This is a genomic window from Micromonospora sp. MH33, assembly GCF_003013775.1.
Lineage (GTDB): Bacteria > Actinomycetota > Actinomycetes > Mycobacteriales > Micromonosporaceae > Micromonospora > Micromonospora fulviviridis.
On record NZ_MUYZ01000476.1, the window covers coordinates 1 to 3,263 of the forward strand.

The window sequence follows — 3,263 nt, forward strand, 5'->3', positions numbered from 1 at the left end:
GCCCGCGAGCGAGGTGCCGGTCGGTTCGACGGTGCCGACCGAACCGATGGTGCCCGGGGTGCCCGTGCCGGGCTGGCCGCCCGTGCCGCCACCCGTCGTGCCGCCGCCCACCGTGCCGCTGCCCGGGGCGGTGTGGTGCACGCCCGAGGTGGTCGCGGTGCCGTTCGCCGCGGGACCGAAGCTGCCGACGCCCGGCCCGGCCGACGGCGTGCTCACCGACGGGCCGCTGCGCAGCGTCGGGTCCGTCGGGTCGCCGTGGCCCGGGAGGCCCGAGTCCGGCGGTTCCGGCACGACGATCCGGCCGTACGCCGAGAAGTCGTAACCCTCGGCCAGCTTGGCGACGACCTGCACCATTCGCTGGTGCGCCTTCTCCTGCTCGGCCTTGTCCTGCTCGTGGCCGACGATGCCGCCGACCAGCGCGCCCGGCAGGCCGCCGACCAGGAAGCCCTTCCCGGCGTTGGAGAGCATCTTGTCGTTGTCGTCGGTCTCCTCGGGGCTCTCCGCCTTCGCCTGGGCGGTGCGCAGCTCGCTGGCCATCATGTCGAGCGCCTGCCGGATGCCCGTCATGCCCTCGGCCAGGTTGCCGGAGTAGTCGGCGACCAGGTTGAGCCGGCGGTGGAACTCCCGGGCGGCGTCGCCCGTCCACGTCTTCAGCAGCGCGTCCAGGTCGGCGGTCAGGTCGCGGCCGAGGTCGTCGAGGGTGCCCTTGAGGGAGGTCCACTGGGCGCTGAGCCCCTCGATCTGCTTCGGGTCACCCGCGTTGACGCCCTGGTAGAGCTCCTTGTGGCTGACGTGCTCATAGCGCTGGGTGTATTCAGACACGCGGATCATCTCCCTTCGGCTTCATCGCCTCGGTCAGCCCGGAGAGGGCGGCGGCGATGTCGGCCGCGGCGGCCGCGTTGCGTGCCTCGGCGGTCTTGTAGTTCGTCATGATCGTCTTGGTGGCCTTCTGGGCGGCCACGATGGCCCGCCGCAGCCGCTCGACGTGGTTGACGTAGCTCTGGTGCGTCTCGGAGTAGCGACGCGAGTTGTCGTTGGCGTCGGTGAACGTGCCGAGTGCCGGCGGCCGGCACTGCATCTCGGTGTTGAGCTTCTTCAACACCGACTCGGCCTCGCTCAGCCTGCGCTCGAGCCGCTGGTGAAAGTCCTCCAAGGACAGTACGTCTACTGTCGTGCGCCCGGTCATGGCTGCATCCCCGTAGTCATCGTCGAGAACCGTTGGCCTCGTTCAGGTTAGTCGACCCGGGCCAACCGGGGCGACCCGTCATCGGGTCCATTCCACTCTGGACCGTCGCGGCGGTGGTCAGCCGCCCGACGCGGGTGCCGCGTCGTCGCCCGGGCCGGCCGTCGCGCCGCCGCCGGGCGTGGCACCCGGATCGAAGTGGGTCATCGCGTCCTCGCGCTCCAGGGTCGGCCCGGTCGGCACCAGCGCCAGCAGGGACGCGGGCACCGCGAGCGGGGTCACGTCGCCGTAGCCGAGGGCGCTCTTCGCGTCGCCGGAGGCGGTGCCGAGCGGGTAACGGACCCCCTGGGCGGTGATCAGGTAGACCGTGGAGCCGGCCGCCGGCTTGCCGGTCTCCCCGGCGGTGGCCTGCACCAGCACGCCCTTACCGCCGGGCAGCAGCACGCTCTCGGCGGTCCGGACCGCGTCCCGGGCGCTCTGCCGCGCGGGCACGGCGGTCGCCGCGGTCAGCTCGGCCGGTGGCTGGTCGAAGACCTCCAGCGTGGTGGTCGGCTGGCCGGCCGGACCGGAGCGGTACGTGGCACAGAGCACCGTCCGCCCCGCGCGGACCTCGTGCAGGGTGGGCAGCCGGGCCGGCAGCCCCTCGGCCTCCAGCCGCTGGTCGGTGAGGAGCTGGCCGGCCTGGTCCGGCGTGATGTCGGTGACCTGGCCGCCGCCGCCCAACAGCAGCAGCGCCGTGACCTCCCCGATCGCCACCAGGCCCTGCTTGGCCAGCACGTAGTACTGACCGGCGGCCCGGTAGACCTGACCGACCCGGGCCGGGCGGTCGCCCACGGTCAGCCCGCTCGGGCCGCCCTCCCCGTCGATGGTCGGCTTGCGCAGCGCCGGGCCGACCGGCACCGCGTTGAGCAACTGCTGCCCGACCGTGAGGGTGGCCGCGCCGGCCATCTTCAACGCCACCAGCGCCTGCTCGTCGCCGACCACCCGCAGCCGGGCGCCGCCGGTGAGCAGGTAGCGCGCGTCGTTCACCTTGACCAGGACCGCCCGGTCGGTGAGCGGGGTGCCGCCGGGCAGCGGCCGGTCGATCACCAGGCGGGTGGTGGAGCGCTGCGGGTCGTTCGGGTCCGGGACGTCGCACACCGACCAGGGGAGGCCGACCAGGGAGTTCCTGTCCGGCACGTCGTCCGGGGCGCCCACGATGCCCACCGCCCGGCCCCGCGGCCGGTCCCTGATCGAGGCCTGCGACATGGTGCGGACCGGCGCGCCGGCGTCGTTGAGGATGAGCCGGGCCGAGGCGTAGTTGAGCGTCGGGTGCAGCACCTTGTCGTCGCCGAAGACGTAGGTGGCGCCGGTCTCCCGCTCGATCACCAGGGTGTTCGGCTCCAGCGGGGCGGAGTTGCTAGTGAACTGCCCGTACGCGCCCGCGCCGCCGAGCACGACGGCGGCGGCGATGACGCTGCCGAACACCGCCATGCCGAGGCGCCGCATCGGCAGGTCGTTGGTCTCCGGGTCGCCGGAGAGCAGCGCCGAGACGATCCGGCGGGTGACGAAGCGGTACGCCTGCACCTGATCGCGGCGGGTCCGCATGACTAACCTCCGGCAGGGGTGGGTCCGCGACGATCAGGTCCGAACTCCGCCGCGGGCTTCCCTACGATAAGGGGCCGTCGACGGTTCACCGGGACCCCGCCCGCCCCCCGGCGACGCACCACACCGGCGGATGCCCAGGATGTCCAGAAGGGACGCTCACCGATGACCCAGGTCCAGGCGCCACCCGGTCGTACGGCCACCGCCCCCGCCGTGCCGGCGGACCGACCGGTCACCCCGGCTGACAAGCGCCGGCGCGGCCGGCTCGGCCCGGTGGTCGTCGGCCAGCTCGTGGTGCTGGAGTGCGCCGCGCTCGCCGTCTGGTTCGCCACCGGCGGCCCGGCCTGGCTGCTCGCCGTCGTCGCCGTGCTGGCGCTGCTGGCCGTGGTGGCCGCCTTCGCCCGCCGCGGCGGCCGCTGGTGGTACGAGGACCTGATGCTCCGCCGCCGGCTGCGCCGCCGCCGGGGCCGGGCCCGGGGCGCGGCGCCGGCCGGCG

General features: G+C 74.0%; 3 protein-coding genes and 1 pseudogene. 1 reads left to right on the forward strand and 3 read right to left on the reverse strand.

Features of this window, described 5'->3' with window-relative positions:
* The 3 genes from B0E53_RS34620 to eccB all read right to left on the reverse strand — a co-directional run.
* Positions 1 to 831: WXG100 family type VII secretion target (locus B0E53_RS34620; RefSeq protein WP_246835752.1), on the reverse strand; the 831-nt coding region annotated here is incomplete at its 3' end.
* The gene (locus tag B0E53_RS34625) at positions 815 to 1,186 is read right to left on the reverse strand and encodes a hypothetical protein (protein ID WP_107079740.1); all 372 of its coding nucleotides are present in this window, start codon (positions 1,184 to 1,186) and stop codon (positions 815 to 817) included. The genes B0E53_RS34625 and B0E53_RS34620, both read right to left, overlap by 17 nt.
* A 117-nt stretch (positions 1,187 to 1,303) precedes the next feature.
* Positions 1,304 to 2,770, reverse strand: coding sequence for a type VII secretion protein EccB (gene eccB, locus B0E53_RS34630; protein ID WP_107079741.1), 1,467 nt, complete (start codon positions 2,768 to 2,770; stop codon positions 1,304 to 1,306).
* A 162-nt stretch (positions 2,771 to 2,932) separates the two neighbouring features.
* Here eccB and B0E53_RS34635 point away from each other — a divergent pair.
* Positions 2,933 to 3,263 (forward strand): annotated as a pseudogene (locus B0E53_RS34635) (type VII secretion protein EccE); the annotation flags it as partial.

Bases quoted from the DNA above. Each gene is read 5' to 3' on its own strand.
- B0E53_RS34625 (WP_107079740.1), bottom strand. From the start codon at position 1,186: ATGACCGGGCGCACGACAGTAGACGTACTGTCCTTGGAGGACTTTCAC.
- eccB (WP_107079741.1), bottom strand. From the start codon at position 2,770: ATGCGGACCCGCCGCGATCAGGTGCAGGCGTACCGCTTCGTCACCCGC.